The following is a 20,636-nucleotide window of genomic DNA, read 5'->3' on the forward strand; positions in this document are numbered from 1 at the left end:
GTGACACATATAGTGCCATAATATTATTGGCAACAGGCCGGTGGGTGGGGACGATGGGCGGGCAGGCGACGATGCTGGGGGCGATATGGGGCGGTGCGCTGCTGCTCTGGCTCGGTTTCCTCCTTTTCTACGACGGGATTCGCCGGCCCTTGCGCCGGGAAGAAGTCGACGATTTTCTGGCGACGCTCGGCCCGCGCTTGGTCGAGACGGGAAATGACGCCGGTCGGCTGCGCGCTTTTCTGGAGGCCGACGACGGCCGCGAATTCGTGATGGTCAATCTCGTCCGCACGCGCCCCGGCCCGGTCACCGATCCGGCGAGTGGCGAGACGCGCGCGGGGCACGAATGGTTGCGCCGCTATTCGGAGCCTTTCGTGCGCGGACTGATCGCGCGCGGCGGCCATCCCGTGTTCGTCGGACGCAAGGTCGGCGGCTATATTGATGCGTGGAACACGCCTGCGGACCCCGGCTGGTCGCTCGTCGGGACGATGCGCTATCGCAGCCGCCGCGACCTCGTCCGCATGGCGGCGGACCCGCGTTTCCGCGCCGCGCATCTCAACAAGACACTGGGGATCGAGGCGACTTTCTCCTTTCCGACGCAGCGCCAGATCGCCTTTTACGCGAGCCCGCGCGCCACGGTCGGGCTGACGCTCGCGCTCGCGGCGGCGCTCGCTCACATCATGATACTGACATTCGCAGGGGGGACGGCATGAAGAAGAGATGGGTGGCGCTCGGCGTCCTCGCGCTGCTTGGTGCGGGCGGCTATTGGGGCTTTCAGGCGAATAAATACCGGCTTCCCGGCCTGCTTCAGGACTGGCGCGACCCGGTGCAGCCCAACCGCCCGGTCGCCTGGCAGCCGGGGCCGTCGAGCGCACTGGAAGGCAAGCGGCCGCCGAACATCATCCTGATCGTCGCCGACGACATGGGCTGGAACGACATCAGCCTCAACGGCGGCGGCGTCGCGGGCGGCATCGTCCAGACCCCAAACATCAACGCGCTCGCGCATCAGGGGCTGAACTTCACCACCGCCTATGCCGCCAATGCGACCTGCTCGCCCTCGCGCGCGGCGATGATGACGGGGCGCTATCCGACCCGCTTCGGCTTCGAATATACCGCGGTGCCGGTGGCGTTCGCGGAGAATCTGACCCACGGCAGCGGCATCGGGCCGCTGAAGCCGATCTTCCACAAGGAACTGATCACCGACGACATCCCCGATTATCCCGACATGGGCGTGCCCGCGAGCGAAGTGACGATCGCCGAGGCGGTGAAGGCGGCGGGCTATCACACGCTGCACATCGGCAAATGGCATCTCGGCGAGGCGCCGAAGCTGCAGCCGCAGGCGCAGGGCTTCGACGAAAGCCTCGCGGTGCTTGCGGGCGGCGCCAAATATCTGGACGATGACGATCCCGATGGGGTCAACGCGAAACTGCCCTGGGATCCGATCGACCGCTTCATCTGGGCCAATCTGCGCCCGGCGGTGACCTTCAACGGCAGCAAGCGTTTTCACGTCAAGGGGCATATGACCGACTATTTCGCCGACGAGGCGATCAAGGCGATCGACGCGAACCGGAACCGGCCCTTCTTCCTGTATCTCGCCTTCAACGCGCCGCACACACCGCTTCAGGCGACGCGCGAGGATTATGCGAAACTGCCGCAGATCAAGGACCACAAGACGCGCGTCTATGGCGCGATGATCGCGCAGCTCGATCGGCGGATCGGCGACGTGATGGCCGAATTGAAGCGTGCCGGGATCGACGACAATACGCTCGTCATCTTCACCAGCGACAATGGCGGCGCCTGGTATAATGGCATCGCCGATCTCAACGCGCCCTATCGCGGGTGGAAGGCGACCTTCTTCGAGGGCGGCATCCGCACCCCGCTGTTCATGCGCTGGCCGGGGCATATCGCGCCCGGATCGGCGCGCGCCGACCTGACCGGCCATCTCGACATCTTCGCGACGATCGCCGCCGCCGCGGGCGCGAAGCTGCCGACCGACCGCGTCATGGACAGCGAGAATATCCTCGCCGGCCCCGCGAAGCGGACCGCGATGTACTGGCGCTCGGGCGATTATCGCGCGGTGCGGATGGGCGACTGGAAATTGCAGGTGACCAAGCGGCCCGAAAAGGCGCGGCTCTACGACCTTGCGAGTGATCCGACCGAACGGCACGATTTGGCGGCGCAGCAGCCGCAGCGCGTGGCAGAGCTTCGCGCGATGATCGCGGCGCAGAACAAGGACATGGCGAAACCGATCTGGCCTGGCCTGATCGAGGGGCCGATCCGCATCGACGTGCCGCTGAACACGCCGTGGAAGGACGGGCAGGATTATATCTACTGGACGAACTGACGAAACAGTTCGGCGGCGATAACGGGTCCGTCGAGCGAAAGGGAAATGTCGGCAGGTGCGTCGATCAGCAGCGCGTCGTGCGCCGAGAGGTCGAACCGGCGCCCGTCGGCCGCGACCCCGACGGTGCCGGTGGCAAGCAGCAGCAGATAGTCCGCCGAGGTCGGTCGTGCGCCCTGCCATCGATCGAGCTTGGCCGAAAAGGCCTCGCGCTGTGCCATGACGTTCAGGACGGTGCAGGCCTCGCCAACTGGCGCCGCGCTCACCATCTCTTCACCGGTAAAGTGCAGCGCGGCGGAGCCGGGGCGCAAGCGATGCGCTACATCGCCGATCTTGATGACCAATTCGCCATCCAGCAGTATCAACGCGCGGTCGATCTCCGGAAACCGCGAAAAAGGCCCCGCCGCGGCAATCGTCGCGACGCTGGCGCGCCACAGAAAGCTCCCGTCGTCCGCCCCCTCGGGAAAGACGGCGACGTCGCGCGTGACGCCGCCGCCATTCTTCCACGGCCGCGTGACCCGATCCCGTGCGCGGAGGAGCCGGACGCCGCTCAACCCAATATGCCGGGCAGGTCGAGTCCCTTCTCGCGCGCGCAGTCGAGCGCGATGTCATAGCCCGCGTCGGCGTGACGCATCACCCCGGTGCCGGGGTCGTTCCACAGCACGCGTTCGAGCCGCTTCGCCGCCTCGGGGGTGCCGTCGGCGACGATCACCATGCCGCTGTGCTGCGAATAGCCCATGCCGACCCCACCGCCGTGGTGCAGCGACACCCATGTCGCGCCGCTCGCGGTATTAAGAAGGGCGTTGAGCAAGGGCCAGTCGCTGACTGCGTCCGACCCGTCGCGCATCGCCTCGGTCTCGCGGTTCGGCGAGGCGACCGAGCCCGAGTCCAGATGGTCGCGGCCGATCACGACGGGCGCCTTGAGCTCGCCCGACGCGACCATTTCGTTGAAGGCGAGGCCGAGCCGGTGGCGGTCGCCGAGACCGACCCAGCAGATGCGCGCGGGCAGGCCCTGAAAATGAATCTTCTCGCGCGCCATGTCGAGCCAGTGGTGAAGGTGCGCATTGTCGGGCAGCAGCTCCTTCACCTTGGCGTCGGTCCGATAGATGTCCTCGGGATCGCCCGACAGTGCCGCCCAGCGAAACGGCCCGATACCGCGGCAGAAGAGCGGGCGGACATAGGCAGGGACGAAGCCGGGGAAGTCGAAGGCATTCTCGACGCCTTCGTCCTTCGCCATCTGGCGGATATTGTTGCCGTAATCGGTCGTCGGCACGCCTGCCGCCTGCAGGTCGAGCATCGCCTGCACATGCACCGCCATCGATGCCTTGGCGGCCTTGGCGACCGCCGCCGGGTCACTCTCGCGCTTCGCGAACCACTCGTCGAGCGTCCAGCCCGCGGGGAGATAGCCGTTGACCGGATCGTGCGCCGAAGTCTGGTCGGTGAGCAGGTCGGGGCGGATGCCGCGGCGCACCATCTCGGGCAATATTTCGGCGGCATTGCCGAGCAGGCCGACCGAGATCGGCGTCTTTGCGGCGCAGCTTTCCTCGATCAGCGCCATCGCCTCGTCGATGCTGCTCGCCGCCTTGTCGAGATAGCCGGTGCGCAGGCGCATTTCGATGCGGCTCGGCTGGCATTCGATCGCGAGGCACGACGCGCCCGCCATCACGCTGGCGAGCGGCTGCGCGCCGCCCATGCCGCCGAGCCCGGCAGTCAGCAGCCAGCGGCCCGACAGGTCGCCGCCATAATGCTGGCGGCCCATTTCGACGAAGGTTTCGTAGGTGCCCTGAACGATGCCCTGGCTGCCGATATAGATCCAGCTTCCGGCCGTCATCTGGCCGTACATCATCAGGCCCTTCTTATCGAGCTCGTGGAAATGCTCCCAATTCGCCCATTCGGGGACGAGGTTGGAGTTGGCGAGCAGCACGCGCGGCGCATCCGCATGGGTGCGGAAGACGCCGACCGGCTTGCCCGACTGGATCAGCAGCGTCTCGTCGTCATTAAGCCGCTTGAGCGTCTCGACGATCCGGTCATAGCTTTCCCAGTCGCGCGCGGCGCGGCCGATGCCGCCATAGACGACGAGCTCCTCGGGCCGCTCGGCGACGTCGGGGTGGAGATTGTTCATCAGCATCCGCATCGGCGCTTCGGTGAGCCAGCTTTTCGCGCTGATTTCGGGGCCGGTCGCGGGGCGGATCACGCGGCTGTTGTCGAGACGGGTCATGACGATCCTTTCGGAAGGGCGCTCCCATAAATAGGGACAGTCCCCATTTATTCGGCGGCTTGTGGGCGGGGTTCGGAGGGTGTCGGCAATTTAATAGGGACAGTCCCTATTTATTCGGGCGGGTCATCCTTTCGCAAAGTCGAGGGTCGCGGCGATCACCTGCTCCAATACGGGCAGGATCGTGGGAGCGGGGTCGAGGGGGGAGGGCCAGTTGGCGTGGGTGATCCCGGCCGGCTCGGCCATATAGCCGCGCTGCGCGAGTTCCATCTGGATTGCATGGACGCTGTCGTCGGGGCGGCCATAGTGGCGCGTCGTCCAGCCGCCTTTGAAGCGGCCGTTGACGACATGGCTTTCGCCGCTCGCGGCACAGATGCCCGCGACAAGGCCCTCGAGTTCGGGCGCGCAGGTGGCGCCGCCGTTGGTGCCGATGTTGAACTGCGGCAATGCGCCGTCGAACAGGCGCGGGACGTGGCTGCGGATCGAATGCGCGTCATAGAGCACGACCTTGCCGTGCCGCGTCCGCAGCCGGTCGAGTTCGGCCGCCAGCGCCTCGTGATAGGGGCGATGATAGAGATGCAGCCGCCGCGTGATCTCCGCCTCGTCGGGTTCGCCGAAACGATAGAGCGGGGCGCCGTCGAAGGTCGTGGTCGGACAAAGCTCGGTCGTCGCCTGCCCCGGATAGAGCGACGCGCCCGAGGGATCGCGGTTCATGTCGATGACGCTGCGCGAAATGTCGGTCGTGACCGTCGTTGCGCCGAGGTCGGCGGCGAAGGCGTAAAGCTCGGCAATCCACCAGTCGGTGTCGATCTGCGCGTGCCACGGCGAGACGAACTGCTCGTCGAGCCCCGCGAGGCCGGTGCCGCCGTGCGGAAAGGCGATCACGAGCGGCGCATCGCCGCGATGGACGCGCAGCCAGTCCATCAGCCGACCCCCGGCAGGCTGGCGGGTACTGCCGCGACGAGGCTGCCCGAGCGGATCAGCGCGGTCGCCGCCTCCATGTCGGGGTGGAAATGCCGGTCGTCTTCGAGCGTCGGCACGGCGGCACGAAGATGCTTGTGCGCGGCTTCCAACATGTCGCTCGATGTCAGCGGCGCGTGGAAGTCGATCCCCTGGCACGCCGCGAGCAACTCGATCCCGATCACCGCGCTCGCGTTGTCGGCCATGTCGAGCAGGCGGCGCGCGCCGTGTGCGGCCATCGAGACATGATCCTCCTGATTGGCGCTGGTCGGTATCGAGTCTACGCTGGCGGGATAGGCGCGCTGCTTGTTCTCGCTGACCAGCGCGGCGGCGGTGACCTGCGGGATCATGAAGCCTGAATTGAGGCCCGGACGCGGAGTGAGGAAAGCGGGGAGCCCCGACAGCGCCGGATCGACGAGCATCGCAATGCGGCGCTCGGCGATCGAGCCGATTTCACAGAGCGCTAGTCCGATCATGTCGGCGGCGAAGGCGACGGGCTCGGCGTGGAAATTGCCGCCCGACAGCGCTTCGTCGGTATCCGCGAAGATCAGCGGATTGTCGGAGACGCCGTTCGCCTCGATGCCCAGCGTCGTTCCCGCCTGCCGCAAGAGGTCGAGCGCGGCGCCCATCACCTGCGGTTGGCAGCGCAGGCAGTAAGGGTCCTGCACGCGCGGGTCGTCGACGGCGTGCGAGGCACGGATCGCCGATCCCGCCATCAGACAGCGCAGCGCGTCGCCGACCTCGCGCTGCCCGGCATGGCCGCGCAGCGCATGGATGCGCGCGTCGAACGGCGCGTCGGAGCCTTTGGCGGCCTCGGTCGACAGCGCCCCGGTGATCAGCGCCGAGCGGAACAGGGTTTCGGCGCGGAACAGCCCGGCGAGCGCATTGGCGGTCGAGAATTGCGTGCCGTTGAGCAGCGCGAGCCCTTCCTTGGGGCCGAGATCGAGCGGCGCGAGTCCCGTCTGCGCGAGCGCCTCGGCGGCGGGCAGCATCTTGCCGCCAACGTCGATCTGACCGACGCCGATCATCGCCGCGGCCATATGCGACAGCGGCGCGAGGTCGCCGCTCGCGCCGACCGATCCCTGCGACGGCACGACCGGTGTCAGCCCCTTGGCGAGCATCGCCTCGAGCATCGCGACCGTTGCGCGCTGCACCCCCGACGCACCCATGCCGAAGCTCGCGAGTTTCAGCGCCATCATCAGTCGGACGATCGGCGTCGGCGACGGCGCGCCGGTGCCCGCGGCATGGCTGAGCACGATATTGCGCTGGAGCGTCGACAGTTCGTCGTCGGCGATCCGCACGCTCGCGAGCTTTCCGAAGCCGGTGTTGATGCCGTAGACGGGGGCGCCCTTCGCGACGATCCGCGCGACCGCGGCGGCGCTCCGGTCGATCGCTTCCCATGCGCCCGCATCGAGTGCCGCGCTCGCGCCCTCATAAATCGCGTTCCAGTCGGCGAGCGTCATCGCGCCCGGGGTGATCGTCACCATGTTCCTTGTCCCATCCAGATTCGTCGGTGCAGCGGATTGAAGCCGATGCGGCCGACCAGATCGGCGGGCCGCTCGATGTCCCAGATCGCGAGGTCGCAATGCTTGCCGACCTCCAATGTCCCGGCGTCGGCCTGCATCCCGAGCGCTTTCGCGGCATGGCGCGTCACGCCGAGCAGACATTCGTCGACGGTCATCCCGAACTGCACCGCCGCCATGTTCATCGTCAGCAGGATCGAGGTCAGCGGCGAAGTGCCGGGATTGCAGTCGGTCGCGAGCGCGATCGGTACGCCTGCGGCGCGCAAACCCGCGACGGGCGGCTGTTTGGTTTCGCGCAGGAAATAATAAGCGCCGGGGAGCAGCATTGCGACGGTCCCGGCTTCGGCCATCGCGGCGATGCCGTCGCCGTCGAGATATTCGAGATGGTCGGCCGACAGCGCTCGATGCCGCGCCGCGAGCGCCGCGCCATGCTGGTTCGACAATTGCTCGGCGTGCAGCTTGACCGGCAGGCCGTGCTGCGCGGCGGCGGCGAACACGCGCCCGGTCTGCGCGGGGGTGAAGCCGATATTTTCGCAAAAGGCGTCGACCGCATCGGCGAGCCCCGCCGCCGCGATTTCGGGCATCATCGTCTCGCAGACGAGGTCGATATAGCGGTCGGCGTCGCCCGCATATTCGGGGGGCAGGGCGTGCGCGCCGAGGAAGGTCGTGCGCACCGTCACCGGCCGGACCTTGCCGAGCACGCGGGCGGCGCGCAGCATCTTCGCTTCGTCGGCGGCCGACAGGCCATAGCCCGACTTGATCTCGACTGTCGTCACCCCCTCGGCGATCAGCGCGTCGAGGCGGGGGAGGGCGCTCGCGACCAGATCGGCCTCGCTTGCGGCGCGGGTCGCGTGGACGGTCGACACGATGCCGCCGCCGGCGCGCGCGATCTCCTCATAGGAGGCGCCTTTCTGGCGCAGTTCGAACTCGGCGATGCGGTCGCCGGCAAAGACCAGATGGGTGTGCGGATCGATCAGCCCCGGGGTGATCCAGCGGCCTTCGCAGTCGATCGTTTCGGCCGCCGACGGTGCATCGACCATCGACCCGACATAGGTGATCGCACCTGCCGCCATGCCGACCGCGCCATTCTCGATGATGCCCAGGCCGGGAAGCCCGTCCTGCATCGTGGCTAGGCGGGCGTTGGTCCACAGGCGGTCGCTATGCATCGGGCCCTCTCCTGCTTGCTGGCCGACTCAATTATGTATATACATTAATGGCAGACGGATAAAGATGTCCAGATGGGATGATCGATGGCGCTTTGGTGCGAGCAGGCATGGCTTCCGGAAGGCTGGCGTAACAATGTGCGCCTGACCCTTGAAAAGGGGCGAATTTCTGCTGTCGAAATCGGCGTTGAAGCGGGCTCCGGCGATGAACGGCACGCCATTTTTCTGCCCGCGATGCCCAATCTGCACAGCCACGCCTTTCAGCGCGGCATGGCGGGACTCGCCGAAAGCGCGGGACGCGGCGACGACAGTTTCTGGACATGGCGCGAGGTCATGTATCGCTTCGTCGACCGCCTCGATCCTGAGGGAATGCAGGCGATCGCCGCGCTTGCCTATGCCGAAATGCTCGAAAGCGGTTTCGCGCGCGTCGGCGAATTTCATTATCTTCATCATGACGTTGACGGGCAACCCTATGACGACATCGCGGCGATGGCGCAGGCGGTCGCGGCGGCGGCGGGCGAGACCGGCATTGCGTTGACCCTGCTCCCGGTCTTCTATGCCCATTCGGGGTTCGGCGGCGCCGCGCCGACGGAGGGCCAGCGGCGCTTCATCAACGACGTCGACCGCTATGCGCGGCTGCTCGAAGCGGCGCGCGATGCGGTCGCGGGTCTCGACGACTCGGTCGTCGGCGTCGCGCCGCACAGCCTGCGCGCGGCGACTGCCGACGAGCTGGCGGCGGTGACTGCGCTGGCGCCGGACGCGCCGGTCCATATCCATATCGCCGAGCAGCTGCCCGAGGTCGAAGCCTGCCTCGCGTGGAGCGGCGCGCGGCCGGTCGAATGGCTGATGGATCACGCCGATGTCGGCCCCGACTGGTGCCTCGTCCATGCGACGCACATCACCGATGCCGAGCGCGCCGCGATCGTGCGCAGCGGCGCGGTCGCGGGACTCTGCCCGATCACCGAGGCGAACCTCGGCGACGGCCTCTTCCCCGGGCGTGCCTTCTTCGCCGAGGGCGGGCGCTTCGGGGTCGGGTCGGATTCGAATGTCGAGATCGACGCCGCCGCCGAACTACGCCTGCTCGAATATGGCCAGCGGCTCGCGCATCGCGGCCGCAACCTGCTTGCGGACGGGGCGGGGCAGTCGACCGGGGCGAGCCTCTATCGCGGTGCACTCGCGGGCGGCGGGCAGGCGCTCGGACGGCCCTCGGCGGGTCTCGCGGTGGGCGCCGCCGCCGACATCGTCAGCCTGAAAGCCGACGACCCCGCTTTCGCCGGGCGCACCGGCGACGCCATCCTCGATAGCTGGATCTTCGGCGGCGGCGCGCGCCGCGTCGATTGCGTGTGGCGCGGCGGTGTCAAACAGGTCGAGGGCGGGCGCCACGTCGCGCGCGATGCAATCGATGCGCGCTATCGCGCCGCGATGGCGAAGCTGCTGGGATGAAGCAAAGCAGCGCCATCCACGCGCAAATCCGCCGCGATATCGAAGCGCGGATCATGTCGGGCGAGTGGGGCCCGGGAACGCGCATTCCTTATGAACATCAACTGATGGAAAGTTACGGCTGCTCGCGGATGACGGTGAACCGGGCGCTACGCATGCTGATCGAGGCGGGGCTGCTCGAAAGCCGGCGGCGCGCAGGCACTTTCGTTTCGCACCCGCGCATCCATCGCGCCGCGCTCGAAATCCCTGACATCCGTGACGAGATCGCCGCGCAGGGCGAGGCCTATCGCCTTGACCTCGACCGCCGCGAGGTCCGCGCCGCGAGCGAGGAAGACAAGCGCCTGCTCCAGATCGACGGCGGCGAGGTGCTCGCGCTCGAGTGCCGCCACCACGCCGGCGGCCGCGCCTATGCGCTCGAACGCCGCCTGATCAACCTGTCGGCGGTGCCCGAGGCGGCCGAGATCGATTTCGCCGCCGAGCCGCCCGGCTCATGGCTCCTCGCGCACGTCCCCTGGACCGAGGCCGAACATCGCATCACCGCCTTCAATGCGGGTGCGAAGGAACTGGTCGCGCTCGGCATTTCGGCGGGCGCGGCGTGCATGGCGCTCGAACGCTGGACGTGGCGCGGCGCGGAGCGCATCACCTATGCGCGGCAGGTCTATCCCGGCGACCGCTATGCCCTCGTCGCCCATTTTCGCCCCTGAAGGATAAGAGCCATGGATTTCTCGCGCCTCGAAACCAGCAGCAAGATCGGCGACGGCTGGGCCTATCCGCCGGCCGAGGCGCGCAAGCAAGGCTGGCTCGATGTCGATGCGGAGGCTGGGCATCGCCTCTATTGGGAGGAATATGGCCCGGCGGACGGCGAACCCGTCATGGTCCTCCACGGCGGGCCCGGCGGCGCCTGCTCGCCCGAGATGGCGCGCTTCTTCGACCCCGCGCGTTATCGCGTCATCCTGTTCGACCAGCGCGGTTGCGGCAAGAGCGAGCCCAATGTCGCCGCGGCGGGTCCGGCGGCGGCGCTCGCCCACAACACCACCGCCGACCTGATCGCCGACATCGAGAAACTGCGCGGCGCGCTCGGCATCGGCGGCCGGATGCACGTCTTCGGCGGTAGCTGGGGCAGCACGCTCGCCATGGCCTATGCCATCGCTTTCCCGCAGCATTGCGCCAGCCTGATCCTGCGCGGCATCTTCCTGGGTGCGGCGGAGGACTTGCTCTATCTCTATCAGGGCAATGCCGCGACGTGGCACGAGGCGCCCCATGCGCTGACCGCGCCCGGCGCCTATATCGCCTATCCCGACGAATGGGGCGAACTGCTGTCGGTGCTGACCGTCGCCGAGCGCGCCGACGTCATGGCGTCGTACAAGGCGATCTTCGACATGGTGCCCGCGACCGAACAGGAGCGCGAGAGACAACTCCACGCCGCCCTCACCTGGTCGCTGTGGGAAGGGGTGATCTCGAACATGATTCCCGAGACCGCATCGACGGGCAAGTTCGGCGACGCCGATTTCGCGCTCTGTTTCGCGCAGATCGAGGCGCATTATTTCGCGAATAACCTGTTCATCGCCCCCGGCCATCTGCTCGGCAACGCCGCGACGCTCGCGTCGATCCCGGTGCATATCGTCCACGGCCGCTTCGATCAGGTCTGCCCGCTGACGCAGGCCTCGCGGCTGGTCGATGCGCTGCGCGGCGCGGGGGCCGAGCCCGCCACCTATATGATCACCAACGCCGGGCACAGCGCGATGGAGCGCGAGAATGCGCTGGCGCTCACCGCGATCATGGACGGGCTGCCGCGCCTCGGCGCCTGACGGAGCGATTCACCACCCTGCGCGTTTCCCTTTCCGGTTTGTCGGACAGGAGAGGGAGAGCTATGCAGCATCTGTTCACGCGGATCGCCTCGCGCGCCGCGCATATCATGGGTCAGCCCGCGACTTTCATCGTGGCGGCCGGGTTCATCGTCGTCTGGGCCGCAAGTGGGCCGCTGCTGCAATATTCGGACACCTGGCAACTCATCGTGAACACTGCGACGACGGTGATGACCTTTCTCGCGGTCTTCCTGATCCAGAACAGCCAGAACCGCGACGGTGCGGCGATGCAGGCCAAGCTCGACGAGATTTTGCGCGTGCTCGAAAAGGCGCGTAACGAATTCGTCGGCATCGAGCATCTGACCGACGCCGAGATCGAGAAAATCCGCGACGCGCTCGAAGCCGACGTCACCGGCAAGGAGGGCAATGGCGACGCCCTCGGCACCACGGTCGAACGGCTGCTCAAGCGGCTTTAGCGACGGATCGCTCGGCCGCCGGTTGTCACTCGCCCTGCGGCTCGACAGGTTGTGCGGGACGCGCTTCCGGCGGCGCCGGTTCGGCTGGAGCTGCTGAAGCCGCATCATATTCGGCCTGGGCCGCGAGCAGGTCGTCGCGGAAAGCCGGCACCTCGCGCAGCCGGGTCAGCACTGCCGCGGCGACTGCGCGCGCGGCGTCGGTGTCGGTCGGGAAATGATAGCCGCAGATGACGCGGCTCAGCGCATAGTCGCGCCCGCGCTCGAGAATCTGTGGCGCGCGGTCCGGCGCGACCTCGGCGAGCAGCAGCGCGGTCGCCCAGCCATAGACCGTGTGCCCCGACGGATAGGAGGACCCGCCGCGCGGCTCCTTGTCCGGCGCGGGGATCGGGCTGCTGCCGCAGCGACGGTTGAGCTGATAGCGCTGATAGGGACGTGGGCGCTGGAAAATCTCCTTGGCGGTCCACACCGGGTCGGCGGCGTCGCGCATGACGCGGTTGAGAAGCTGGATCAGCCGCGGGCTGTGCGCGCGGTCGATCGGCCGTCCGAAGGCGTCGGCGAAGCGCGGATAGACCATCTTGCTGTCGAGCTGTGCGGTTTCCCAACGATCAGGCGCGACCGCGGCCTGAAAGCGCTGCGAGATGTTCATGTCGATCTGGTCGAGCAGCGAATCCGGCGCGGGTGGCGGGCCGACGAGTAGGCGATAATCGACGCTGCCTTTTGCCAGATAGCCTTCGGGTTTCGCTTCTCCCTCGGGGCGTTTCACGCCTTCGAGCGACTGCGCCGATGCGGCGGTGGGAACCATCAGCGACAGGGCGGCAAGGCTGGCGAGCAGGGCGCGGCGGATCATCGGCTAACCTCCAGTGTCAAAATATGGGACGGGCCCCGCCGCCGGGAGCGCGGCGGCGGGAACACGCGCGGCGGATCAGAATTTCGCCTCGAACCCGACATAGAAATAGCGGCCGATCTCGTCATAGTCGCCGGTGATATTCTGCGAGCTTCCCGAAACCGTGCCGGTCGGCAGGAAGGGACTCTTGCTGTCGAACGCATTGTTGACGCCGGTATAGATGCGGAAGTCGCGCCCCGCCGACGGCACCTCCAGGCTGGCGTAGAAATCGTGCCGCACCCGGTCGCCGACGTGCAGGAAGGGCGGGTTCGACCCGGCCGCCTCGGCAACCGCGAGCCGCTGGTTGCTGTCGACCGCCTTGCCGGTGTAGCGGATCTTCCAGCGCAGGCGGAGGCCGCCGTCGCGATAGCCGAACTGCGCCTGGCCGGTGTTCACCCACGCCCCGATCTCGCCCTTCGAATCGGTGGTCGACACGCCGTTCACGCCGTCGAAGACGGTGTAGAAATCGAGCAGGCGCGAATAGAGCAGCCGGACGTCGAACTTGCCCGTCGACGACAGCCATTGGGGGGCGTCGAAGCGATAGTCGAGCCCGACGTCGATCCCCGAGCGCACGATCTTGTTGAGGTTGAGGTCGCGGTTGATGATCTGGGTGATCTGGCCTTCGCCATTGCGCGTGATTTCGTTGCAGAAGAAATTGTCGGTGAGCCCGTCGGGATTGCCGAGGCATTCGCGCAGCAGCTGGTCGGCGTCGAGCGACGCGATCGCATCGCGCACCTTGATCTTGAAATAATCGACGGTGAGCGACAGCCCGCGAAGGAAGGTCGGCGTCACCACCGCGCCAAGCGACAGCGTGTCGGCGGTCTCTTCCTTGAGGTCGGGATTGCCCGACGACGGGCCTTTGATGCCGGTCGAGTCCTGCAGGAAGACGCCGTTCGCCGCGATTTCGGCGGCGATGCCGGGGATCGACCGGCAATTGTCGGCGACCGTTCCGGCCGTCGCGGCGGTCACCCCGCTGCACAAGTCGACGACCGAATCGGCGTCGTCGCGCAGGGGTGAATAAAGGTTGGTGACCGTCGGCGCGCGCTGGGCGCGGGCATATTGGCCGCGGAAGCGGATATCGGCGACCGGCGCCCACTCGCCGCCGAAGCGATAGCTGAACACCGATCCGACGTTGCGGATATTATAATCGCCATAGCGGGCAGCGGCGTCGAGCGACAGGCGGTGGAAGAAGGGCTGGTCGCGCAGCACCGGGATATTGACCTCGACGAAGGCCTCCTTGGCTTTGATGTTGCCTTCATATTCGGCGATGAACGACGCCGAGCCGAAGCCCTGCCGCGTCACCGGGTCGGTGGTCGAGCGCTGCCAGTCGCGGCGATATTCGCCGCCGAAGGCGACCGACAGCGGCCCGGCCGGAAGCTCGAACAGCGCCCCGCTCATATAGCCCTGGACCACGTCCTGGCGCATCAGCCCGTCGAGGATCAGGTCGGCGCGGACATAATCGGCGGCCTCCTTGGTGATCGATCCGGGGCCGAAGATGTTGATCGGTTTGCAGCCCGCGGCGCGCGCATCGGCGTCGACGCAGCGCACGCGGCTGAGGTCGCCGGGCGCGGCGGGATCATATTCGGCGTTCAGCGCATATTGCAGATTCTGGAAATTGAGGACGTTGATCCGGTCCTGCTGCTGGTGGAAACGGCCGTAGCCGTAGCTCAATTCCCAGTTCCAATTGTCGCCGATCTTGCCGCGTAGCCCGGCCCAGCCGCGCCACGTCTGGCGATCGTTGAGGATTTGATAATCGCCGAGTTCGGTGAAGCGGCGCGACCATTGGACGCCCGACGACGAAGCGAGCGCGCGGATTTCGTCGGGAACGAAGGGGTTGTTCCGCGGGATGCGGCCGACCTCGTCGAGGTCGTTCGGATCGCCGAATTCGTCGTCATAGGCAGCGGTCTCGGCGCCGCCGCGCGCGGCGCGCGTCTTGATCTTCGAATATTGGACCTGCGCAAAGGCCTCGATACCGCTGCCGAGGTCGGCGGTCAGCTTGGCCGCGGCGAGATAGGAGGTGCGCGGCGCGCTGAACTGAAGATCGGGACGCGTCTCCCATCCGTAAACCGCACTTGAGGTGGCGCGATAGAGATTGCCGTCCGCGTCATAGACGAAATAGCCGCCGCCCGCGGTCGAGCTCGACAGAAAGCGCCCGCCGGGCGTGCTGCTGCTCCGCGCGGGCCGGTTGATGCCGAGGTCGCCCTGGTTGTCGGGATTGCCGTCGGCGCTCTGGCTGTAGGACAAGGATTCGAGCGTGCGGGCGCGCTGGCTGCCCATGACACCCGCTTCCTTCTCATAGCTGGCGCCGGCGACCAGCGACACGCGGTCGTCGAACAGCTTCTGGCCGACGAGCAGGTCGAGGTTGAGCCGCTGGCTGTCGCCGCGGCTCGAAATGCCGGCGCGGCCGCCCAGGCGCACGCCGTCGAACTTGTCGCGGGTGATGATGTTGACGACCCCCGCGATCGCGTCGGAGCCATAGACCGCCGATGCGCCGCCGGTGATCACCTCGACTCGTTCGACGAACAGGGTGGGGATCGAGCTCAGGCTGACGGTGTTCGCGGTGATGCGGTTCGACACGGTACGGCGGCCATCGATCAGCGTCAGCGTGCGGTCACTCCCCAGGCTGCGCAGGTCGATCGACGAAATGCCCGCGGCGTTGATCTGGCTGTTCGAATTGGCGAGGTTGGTTCCCGGCGTCACGCCGGGATAATCGGCGAGGATCTCCGACAATTCGGTCGCGCCCGAGGACTGGATATCCTCTTCGTTGATCGCGACGATCGGCACCGGCGAGTCGGTGACGACCTGCCGCGCGATGCGGCTGCCGGTGACGATGATGTCGTCGGCGGGCGCTTCGGCAGCCTGCGCTTCGAAATAGGCGGCGCCCGAGGCGTCGGCGATCTTCGCGGCCGGGCGGATGACGAGGATGCCCGAACGCCCCCGGCTCGCCTCGAGCCCCGAACCCGCGAGTAGCCGTGCGACCCCGTCGCGGACGGTGAAGCTGCCCTTGAGCGCGGGCGCGCGCTTGCCGCGGACGGCGCTGCCGTCGAAGCTGATCTGCTGCCCCGAGACGCGGGCGAACGCTTTCAGGCTCGTCTGCAGATCCTGCGCCGGAAGCGCGAAGTCATAGGTGCGCTCCTGCGCGATGGCCGGAACCGACGACATCGCGGCGGCAAGCGCGGCGGCCGCGATCGAGCTTTTAAGTGCATGGCTGAACATTGGCTTCATTCCCCCCTGTCGCGCCCGATCGATCCCGGGCGATCGAACAGAAAGACGCATGATCACGGCAAAGGGACATCTGCCCTCATGATTTTATCGCGACTCCAGCACCACCTCGTCGCCGACGATGCGCTGCCGCACCGGATGAAGCGCGGTCACGCCCTCGACGAAGGCATCGACGTCGCCGGCGCGGAACATGCCGTCGACCCGAATCGCGCCGAGCGTCGGATCGGCGAGCCGGATGCGCCGCGCCGAATAGCGGTTCATGCGCTCGACCGCTCCCGCCAGCGGCTCGTCGTCGAAGCTGATCAGGCCCAGTTCCCAGCTCAGCGTTTGCGACAGATCGGGGCGGCTGACCTGCGGCGGCGCGGCCGATCCGACCGTGTCGACCAGTTCGCTGCCCGCCGTCATCATCAGCCGTCGCCGCGCGGGCACCGCCGAGCGCGTGGTATCGGCGCGGTCGCGCACCTCGACCTGACCTTCATAGAGGATCACGCGCACCTCGCCGTCGACCAGCTCGACGCTGAACGAGGTGCCGACCGCGACGATCAGCTTGTCCCCCGCGGCGACGGTGAAGGGGCGCAGCGGATCCTTCGCCACGTCGAACTTTGCGCGGCCCTCGACCAGTTCGATCTGCCGCGCTTCGTCCTTCATCCGCACGGTCATGCTCGTCGTCGCGTCGAGCGAGACATGCGAACCATCGTCGAGCAGCGCGACCCGCCGTTCGCCGACGCCCGTTTCGATCGCGTCGGGCCGGGTGACATACCACATGCCGGCCGTCGCCACCGCGAGCAACAGCATGGCCGCCCAGGCGGCGCCCCGGCGCAACGGTCCCGGCGTGCCGGACAGCCAACGCTTCTGGCTCTGCTGGCGGAATTGCGACAGCGCCTTGCTGCGCAGCGCGATGATCTCGGGCCAATCGCCGATCGCGCCCGATTCCCGCCAGACGCGCGCCGCATCCTGCAACAGGTCGGCATGGCCCGGCAGAGCGAGCCAGGCCTCGAATTCATCCCATTCGGCCGGGGCCAGATCGTCCTCGGCAAGGCGGATGCACCAGAGCGCGGCCGCTTCCATGGCCGCATCCTCGTCGGGTCGGAGGTTTGCCGCGTCGTTCATGGCGCTTTCCTCATATCCTTCATCAGCCCGGCCATGGCGCGCGCGACATGCTTCTTGACCGCGCTGACCGATATGCCGAACACCTCGGCGATCTTGTCCTGACCCAGATTTTCGAGGCGATAGAGGATGAAGATCGTCTGCGTGCGCTCGGGCAGCGCGGCGAGCGTGCGCGACAGGGTCGAAAGTTCGGCGCGCCCCGCGGCGATGCGAAACGGATCGATGGGATCGATTCCCATCTCTTCGCTGCGCCCGACCATGTCGCGATATCGCGACCGAACCTTCATCCGTCGGGCGCGGTCGGCCAGCAGGTTCGATGCCATCTGGAAAATATAGGCTTCGGGTGAGGTGAAATCGCCGTCGCCATGCCCCAGCAGCTTCGCCAGCAATTCCTGCGTCAGATCCTCGGCCTCGGCATGATCGCCGACGCGCCGCAGGAAATAGGACAGCAGCGCGGGGCGCCAGCGGCGGCCGAGATCCAGCTTGTCTCTAGCGGGCTGCATGGGCGGTCGGCGGCGTTGGATACACTATGGGCATAAGCCCATAGACGCATGGGGGCGCCGAAGGGACACCAATTATTCCAGCCGCGTCATCCCCATCGCCGCGAAAGCGGCATCGACGCTTTGCGCATCGATGCCGTTTCGCTCATCGACGGACAATCCTACAGGCCCGCGCCGCCGAGCTTGTAGGTGAGCTGCAGGAACACGCTCCGCCCGATGCTGTCGAACCAGCTTGTGTTGTAATAGGGATAGCTCGACCAGGTCGGATCCTTCACCGGCATCTTGTCGAACAGGTTGCGCACCGTCAGCGACCCGCGCAGATGGTCGGTGAAATCATACTGCATCGTCGCGTTGAAGAGGTAGCTCGCCTTGATATAGGCATCCTCATCATAGTTGGGCAGCTTGCCGAGGCGGGTGCCCGACAGGGTGAGCTGGAAGCCCTCATTTTCATAGGTGATGCTGCCGTTCGACTTGTCGCGCGGCAGATAATAGCCGCTGTCCGCCGCCAGCTTGTTGATGAACGCATCGCCCGGATATTGCTGGAACGTGTGCTTGAACACATGGCTGTGTGCGAGCGACAGGGTGAAGGTGCCGATTCCCGTCGGCACGCTGCCGCGGAAGGCAAGGTCGATGCCGCTCGTCTTCTCGCGCGCGATGTTGATCGGGTTGACGCGGATCGACGCGATCTGACCGTCCTGGATATTGCTGGGGAAACGGGTGATGCGCGCATAGGCGTCGAGGCAGGTCGGCGAGCTTGGATCGAGGTCGCCCGCGTCGCAATCGGCTTCGGCGCGCGCGAGCGTATCAAGGCTCAGGTCGTCGACCTGATTGTCGAGCGTGACGCGGAAATAGTCGACCGAGACGTGCAGCCGGCTCGACGGTGCGAAGACGAGCCCGGCGGTCAGCGTCCGGCCGGTTTCCGACTTGAGGTTGCGGTTGCCCGTGCGGTTCACGACCACCCCGATGTCGGAATAATCGCAATCCTCGATGTCCTGCCCTTCCGCGGCGCAAAGCGCATAGTCGTTGACGCTGCCCTCGACATTGCCCGGCCCGGTGAAGACATAATGGAGGTCGGGCGCGCGGAAGGCGGTGCCATAGGCGGCGCGCAGCAGCAGGCTGTTCGTCGGCCGCACCTCCAGCCCGCCGTTATAGGTGAATTTGCCGGTGCTGCCGCCGCCGAAGCGGAAATGGTCGTAGCGCCCGGCGCCGGTCACGGTCACGAACTCCAGCACCGGCACGCGGATTTCGCCGCCGATCGCGGCGTGGCTGCGCTTGCCGACGCCGTCGCTGTCCTTCCAGCTGTAATAATAGTCGGTGAGCGCGAGCGGGTCGGGGCGGAGGTTATAGCCCTGCTTGCCATATTCGGCGACCGCCGCGAAGCCGACCGGCCCGGCGGGAAGCTGGAACAATTCGCCGTTGGTCAGCGTCGCCTGCAGATTGCTGGTCCAGCTGTATGGGCGATAGACGGTATCGGCCGAGATGCTCTCATATTCCGCGCGTGTCAGCGGCGTATAGAGACGCGTCGGATCGGCGTCGTAGATCGGATAGCCGCTATCCTCGTCGAACCCGAGCCGGGGGCCGAGGAACAGGTCCTGCGCCTTCTGGTTGATGATCTGCGGCCAGCGAACCACCGACTGGTAACGGCTGTAGTTGAACGACAGCTCATAATTCCAGCTCTTGCCGAAATTGCCCCGGATGCCGGGGGTGATGCTGTACGTCGTCTGCTTGCTGCGCTGCATTTCGAAGCCGCCGGTCTCTTCCGGCGTGAACTGCCGCTCCCAATCGTCGATCGTGCCGTCGAACGCATTGTAGAAGCTGTTGTTCGTGCTCGACGACGAGCTTTCGAAGCCCCAACTCGTCACGTCGTACATCAAACGGACCTTGCTGATCCCGAACTGGAAATCGGCGAACAGCTTCGCATTGTCCGACAGTTCGTAGGACAGGGTGCCGAAGCTGTTGAAGCCCTTGCGACCCGAAATGATCGTGCCGTAACCGATCGATTCCCGGCTGCCGCAATAATAGCCCGGACCATAGTCGCCGAGCGCGTCGTCATAGTCGCCGTAGCGCGGGCGCGAACCATAGATGGTCGTCCCGCGGTTGAGATAGGCGAGCGGCGCGCAGGTTGCGGCACCGGGATCGATATAGGTGTCATTCTCTATGTCGTAGCGCAGGAAGGTGCGCCGCGGGGCCTGCGAAGATGCCGTGGGGGCGTCGGCGGTGCTGTCCTGGATCGCGCGGTCATAGCCCCAGAGCGGCCGCTGATCGAGATATTCGATGCCGCCGACGATGTTGAAGCGCCCCGACGACCAGCCGCCCGTCGCGGTAAAGCGGTGCGACATGCCCCCGCCATGCTCGGTGCGCCCGTGGCGATAGTCGAGCGTCAGCCCGTCGAGCTTTTCCTTCATCTTGAAATTGACGACGCCCGCGATCGCGTCGGAGCCATAGATGGCCGATCCCGCGCCGCTCAAGATCTCGACCTTGTCGATCAGGCTGACCGGGATGTTCGAGATGTCGGTGAAGTTGCTGCGGCCGATATAGGGCAGCGGGAAATCCGCGATGCGGCGGCCGTTGACCAGCACCAGCGTATGGTTGGGGCCGAGCCCGCGCAGGTCGACTTGCTGCGCGCCGGGGGTGAAGTCGGCGCTGCTGCCCGACTGCGGGCTCTGCGTTTCGCCGCTGTTCTGCGTCATCGCCGCGAGCAGTTCGGGAACGCTGGTATAGCCGTTGGCGCGGATCGTGTCCGAATCGATCGTCGTGACCGGCGAGGGGCCCTGATCCTTGATCGTCGGGATGCGCGACCCCGTGACGATGATCTCCTCGCCGCCCGTATCGGACGCCTCCTGCGCATAGGCAGGCGCCGCGAGCGCCGGCAGCGATGCGCCGAGGCCGAGCAATATGCGAAAAGTCTTTTTGCCGAAAACCGTCATCCCACACACCCCTGACTGCTCCGCCGCGACGATTCTGCGGTCGGACATGCTGTTCGTTGGACCAGAAATCGCCGAAA

16 protein-coding genes are annotated in these 20,636 nt (G+C 66.6%); 6 read left to right on the forward strand and 10 right to left on the reverse strand.

What is annotated here, in order from left to right:
- The first annotated feature begins 44 nt into the window (after nucleotides 1-44).
- On the forward strand, nucleotides 45-710 hold the full coding sequence (locus ACVENA_RS03400; RefSeq protein WP_449327648.1) for a hypothetical protein: 666 nt from the start codon (nucleotides 45-47) through the stop codon (nucleotides 708-710).
- Entirely contained in the window at nucleotides 707-2,341 is a 1,635-nt protein-coding gene (locus ACVENA_RS03405) for a sulfatase-like hydrolase/transferase (RefSeq protein ID WP_449327649.1), read from the forward strand. Before ACVENA_RS03400 ends, ACVENA_RS03405 begins: the two co-directional genes overlap by 4 nt.
- Here ACVENA_RS03405 and ACVENA_RS03410 read toward each other — a convergent pair.
- The 5 genes from ACVENA_RS03410 to hutI form a co-directional block, all read right to left on the reverse strand.
- A complete protein-coding gene (locus ACVENA_RS03410) occupies nucleotides 2,326-2,892 on the reverse strand; it encodes a HutD/Ves family protein (RefSeq protein ID WP_449327650.1) in 567 nt (188 codons plus the stop codon). The two genes, ACVENA_RS03405 and ACVENA_RS03410, sit on opposite strands and share 16 nt — an antisense overlap.
- Entirely contained in the window at nucleotides 2,889-4,556 is a 1,668-nt protein-coding gene (hutU, locus tag ACVENA_RS03415) for a urocanate hydratase (protein WP_449327651.1), read from the reverse strand. The genes ACVENA_RS03410 and hutU overlap by 4 nt, the downstream gene beginning before the upstream one ends.
- Before the next feature lie 123 nt (nucleotides 4,557-4,679).
- Nucleotides 4,680-5,477 (reverse strand): N-formylglutamate deformylase, encoded by a 798-nt coding sequence (gene hutG / locus ACVENA_RS03420; RefSeq protein WP_449327652.1) that lies wholly within the window; start codon nucleotides 5,475-5,477, stop codon nucleotides 4,680-4,682.
- On the reverse strand, nucleotides 5,477-7,000 hold the full coding sequence (gene hutH / locus ACVENA_RS03425; RefSeq protein WP_449327653.1) for a histidine ammonia-lyase: 1,524 nt from the start codon (nucleotides 6,998-7,000) through the stop codon (nucleotides 5,477-5,479). The genes hutG and hutH overlap by 1 nt, the downstream gene beginning before the upstream one ends.
- Nucleotides 6,994-8,202, reverse strand: coding sequence for an imidazolonepropionase (hutI, locus tag ACVENA_RS03430; RefSeq protein ID WP_449327654.1), 1,209 nt, complete (start codon nucleotides 8,200-8,202; stop codon nucleotides 6,994-6,996). The genes hutH and hutI overlap by 7 nt, the downstream gene beginning before the upstream one ends.
- A gap of 84 nt (nucleotides 8,203-8,286) precedes the next feature.
- Here hutI and ACVENA_RS03435 point away from each other — a divergent pair, with 84 nt between their 5' ends.
- The 4 genes from ACVENA_RS03435 to ACVENA_RS03450 all read left to right on the forward strand — a co-directional run bounded on the left by ACVENA_RS03435 (nucleotide 8,287) and on the right by ACVENA_RS03450 (nucleotide 11,920).
- Nucleotides 8,287-9,642 (forward strand): formimidoylglutamate deiminase, encoded by a 1,356-nt coding sequence (locus ACVENA_RS03435; RefSeq protein ID WP_449327655.1) that lies wholly within the window; start codon nucleotides 8,287-8,289, stop codon nucleotides 9,640-9,642.
- Entirely contained in the window at nucleotides 9,639-10,343 is a 705-nt protein-coding gene (gene hutC / locus ACVENA_RS03440; protein ID WP_449327656.1) for a histidine utilization repressor, read from the forward strand. The genes ACVENA_RS03435 and hutC overlap by 4 nt, the downstream gene beginning before the upstream one ends.
- Nucleotides 10,344-10,355: 12 nt before the next feature.
- Nucleotides 10,356-11,447: a prolyl aminopeptidase gene (gene pip / locus ACVENA_RS03445; protein WP_449327657.1), complete on the forward strand. Its 1,092-nt coding sequence runs from the start codon at nucleotides 10,356-10,358 to the stop codon at nucleotides 11,445-11,447.
- A gap of 62 nt (nucleotides 11,448-11,509) precedes the next feature.
- Nucleotides 11,510-11,920: a low affinity iron permease family protein gene (locus ACVENA_RS03450; RefSeq protein ID WP_449327658.1), complete on the forward strand. Its 411-nt coding sequence runs from the start codon at nucleotides 11,510-11,512 to the stop codon at nucleotides 11,918-11,920.
- A 25-nt stretch (nucleotides 11,921-11,945) separates the two neighbouring features.
- Here ACVENA_RS03450 and ACVENA_RS03455 read toward each other — a convergent pair whose 3' ends face one another.
- The 5 genes from ACVENA_RS03455 to ACVENA_RS03475 form a co-directional block, all read right to left on the reverse strand.
- Nucleotides 11,946-12,767, reverse strand: a complete 822-nt coding sequence (locus tag ACVENA_RS03455; protein WP_449327659.1) for an acid phosphatase — start codon at nucleotides 12,765-12,767, stop codon at nucleotides 11,946-11,948.
- Between the two features lie 75 nt (nucleotides 12,768-12,842).
- Entirely contained in the window at nucleotides 12,843-16,019 is a 3,177-nt protein-coding gene (locus ACVENA_RS03460; RefSeq protein ID WP_449327660.1) for a TonB-dependent receptor domain-containing protein, read from the reverse strand.
- A gap of 93 nt (nucleotides 16,020-16,112) precedes the next feature.
- Nucleotides 16,113-17,135 (reverse strand): FecR family protein, encoded by a 1,023-nt coding sequence (locus ACVENA_RS03465; protein WP_257548169.1) that lies wholly within the window; start codon nucleotides 17,133-17,135, stop codon nucleotides 16,113-16,115.
- Nucleotides 17,132-17,635 carry an RNA polymerase sigma factor gene (locus tag ACVENA_RS03470; RefSeq protein ID WP_449327661.1) on the reverse strand — a complete coding sequence of 168 codons (504 nt, stop codon included), beginning with the start codon at nucleotides 17,633-17,635 and terminating at the stop codon, nucleotides 17,132-17,134. The genes ACVENA_RS03465 and ACVENA_RS03470 overlap by 4 nt, the downstream gene beginning before the upstream one ends.
- Before the next feature lie 158 nt (nucleotides 17,636-17,793).
- Nucleotides 17,794-20,607, reverse strand: coding sequence for a TonB-dependent receptor plug domain-containing protein (locus ACVENA_RS03475; protein ID WP_449327662.1), 2,814 nt, complete (start codon nucleotides 20,605-20,607; stop codon nucleotides 17,794-17,796).
- Nucleotides 20,608-20,636: the final 29 nt, after the last annotated feature.

It is taken from the genome of Sphingopyxis sp. 550A (genome assembly GCF_053569535.1).

What these genes read in the sequence shown, in the direction of transcription:
- ACVENA_RS03450 (WP_449327658.1), top strand. Translation starts at nt 11,510, where the DNA reads ATGCAGCATCTGTTCACGCGGATCGCCTCGCGCGCCGCGCATATCATG.
- hutH (WP_449327653.1), bottom strand. Translation starts at nt 7,000, where the DNA reads ATGGTGACGATCACCCCGGGCGCGATGACGCTCGCCGACTGGAACGCG.
- hutC (WP_449327656.1), top strand. Translation starts at nt 9,639, where the DNA reads ATGAAGCAAAGCAGCGCCATCCACGCGCAAATCCGCCGCGATATCGAA.
- ACVENA_RS03475 (WP_449327662.1), bottom strand. Translation starts at nt 20,607, where the DNA reads ATGTCCGACCGCAGAATCGTCGCGGCGGAGCAGTCAGGGGTGTGTGGG.
- ACVENA_RS03435 (WP_449327655.1), top strand. Translation starts at nt 8,287, where the DNA reads ATGGCGCTTTGGTGCGAGCAGGCATGGCTTCCGGAAGGCTGGCGTAAC.
- ACVENA_RS03405 (WP_449327649.1), top strand. Translation starts at nt 707, where the DNA reads ATGAAGAAGAGATGGGTGGCGCTCGGCGTCCTCGCGCTGCTTGGTGCG.
- hutI (WP_449327654.1), bottom strand. Translation starts at nt 8,202, where the DNA reads ATGCATAGCGACCGCCTGTGGACCAACGCCCGCCTAGCCACGATGCAG.
- ACVENA_RS03455 (WP_449327659.1), bottom strand. Translation starts at nt 12,767, where the DNA reads ATGATCCGCCGCGCCCTGCTCGCCAGCCTTGCCGCCCTGTCGCTGATG.
- ACVENA_RS03470 (WP_449327661.1), bottom strand. Translation starts at nt 17,635, where the DNA reads ATGCAGCCCGCTAGAGACAAGCTGGATCTCGGCCGCCGCTGGCGCCCC.
- hutG (WP_449327652.1), bottom strand. Translation starts at nt 5,477, where the DNA reads ATGGACTGGCTGCGCGTCCATCGCGGCGATGCGCCGCTCGTGATCGCC.
- hutU (WP_449327651.1), bottom strand. Translation starts at nt 4,556, where the DNA reads ATGACCCGTCTCGACAACAGCCGCGTGATCCGCCCCGCGACCGGCCCC.
- ACVENA_RS03460 (WP_449327660.1), bottom strand. Translation starts at nt 16,019, where the DNA reads ATGTTCAGCCATGCACTTAAAAGCTCGATCGCGGCCGCCGCGCTTGCC.
- ACVENA_RS03465 (WP_257548169.1), bottom strand. Translation starts at nt 17,135, where the DNA reads ATGAACGACGCGGCAAACCTCCGACCCGACGAGGATGCGGCCATGGAA.
- pip (WP_449327657.1), top strand. Translation starts at nt 10,356, where the DNA reads ATGGATTTCTCGCGCCTCGAAACCAGCAGCAAGATCGGCGACGGCTGG.